This is a genomic window from Paraburkholderia domus, from assembly GCF_905220705.1.
Lineage (GTDB): Bacteria > Pseudomonadota > Gammaproteobacteria > Burkholderiales > Burkholderiaceae > Paraburkholderia > Paraburkholderia domus.
This window is the reverse complement of record NZ_CAJNAT010000081.1, coordinates 1-1,604: the sequence shown is the minus strand read 5'-3', so window position 1 is coordinate 1,604 and position 1,604 is coordinate 1. Positions and strand designations below refer to the sequence as shown.

Annotated in this window: 1 protein-coding gene; it reads left to right on the top strand. The window is 61.0% G+C overall.

The genetic code is table 11. From position 1 onward, the window contains the following. Positions 1-64: 64 nt before the first annotated feature. Positions 65-1,604, top strand: a protein-coding gene (locus tag KHO31_RS38945) for an IS3 family transposase (protein WP_407945987.1) whose coding sequence is annotated in 2 segments (ribosomal slippage) — positions 65-545 and positions 545-1,604 — 1,541 coding nt annotated over the 2 segments. Because the reading frame shifts where the segments join, the coding sequence is not laid out codon by codon here. This gene is flagged as partial in the annotation.

Sequence of the window (1,604 nt, the reverse complement as noted above, 5' to 3'; positions counted from 1 at the left end):
GCCCCCGGCGTCATAGTAGTTGTCGCCTCTGAACTTTCTTATCAAGAAAAGTCAGAGGTACAAGTTGAAGACGAAACAAACGTATTCTGTTGAGTTTAAGGAGCAGGCGCTGTCGAAGGTCCTGCAGCGCGGGAGCCGAACAGTTGGATCGGTGGCCGACGAATTGAACGTGAACGTATTGACATTGAGGAAATGGATGAGAGGCGCCGCCGCCGCGAACCGGAGCTCGAGCTCCGGACACGCAAGACGTCTGGAGGACTGGTCGCTGGAAGAACGTCTGATGGCCTTGCAGGAGAGTCACGGGCTGGTCGACGAAGCATTGAACGGCTGGTGTCGGAAACGCGGCCTGTTTGCGCATCATCTCGTGCAGTGGCGAGCGGATTTTTGCACCGTCGGTGGAACCGGGAGCCGGCGCGAGAGCGCCCAGGAAGTACGGGATCTGAAGCAGGCCAATGTCCAGCTGCAGCGCGAGTTGAAACGCAAGGAGAAGGCACTGGCTGAAGCTGCGGCGCTACTGGTGCTGCAAAAAAACTACCGCGCGCTGTTCGAGGGCGAGGCCGAATGACGGCCCCTGAAGAGCGCAAGGAATTGATCAGCCTGATCTGCGAGGCGACCCTGGCCGGGGCTCGCCAGGCACACGCGTGCAACATTCTGGGGCTCAGTGCCCGGACAGTTCAGCGCTGGCAACGCGGCGAACCTGACGCGGTGGACGGGCGCTCGTTACGGCACCATGAGCCGTGCCACAAGCTTTCTGCCGACGAACGCGCCGAGTTGCTGGCGGTCGCGAACTCGGCCGAATTCGGTCATCTGCCGCCAAGCCAGATCGTGCCGCGACTGGCAGACCAGCAACGCTATATCGCCTCCGAATCGACGTTCTACCGGGTACTGAAGGCCGAGAAGCAACTTGCCCACCGGCGCAGCGAACGGCCGGCCCACGCTCGCAGCAAACCGCGTTCGGTTTGCGCCGACGCGCCGAACCAGTTGTATTCCTGGGACATCACGTATTTGCCGACGGCGATCCGCGGACAGTATTTTTATCTGTACCTGTTTCTGGATGTATTCAGTCGCAAGATTGTCGGCTGGCAGGTCTATGCCGAGGAAAGCAGCGCGCTGGCCAGCGAAGTCCTCCGGGACCTTTGCGCACGCGAAGTGATACAGCCCGATCAGGTGATTCTGCATTCGGATAACGGCGGCCCGATGAAAGGCGCAACGATGCTCGCCACCCTCCAGGCGCTGGGTGTCATGCCGTCGTTGAGTCGCCCGGGCGTGAGCAACGACAATCCTTATTCCGAGTCGCTGTTCAAGACTCTGAAGTACCGGCCTGCTTACCCCCTCAAGCCGTTCGATACCCTGTTCGCCGCGCGTGCCTGGGTGGGCGCACTGGTGCGCTGGTACAACGAGGAACATCGGCACAGCGCGATCAGGTTCGTAACGCCGGCGCAGCGCCATGCCAACCTCGACCACGAGATTCTGGATCGACGTGCGGCGCTCTACAAGACCGCCCGGCAGCGCAATCCGCTTCGATGGAAGGGCCGCACGCGAAACTGGCAGCGTGTAGATGCCGTGCATCTGAACCCGGATCGCATTGACAACCAGGATGTCGC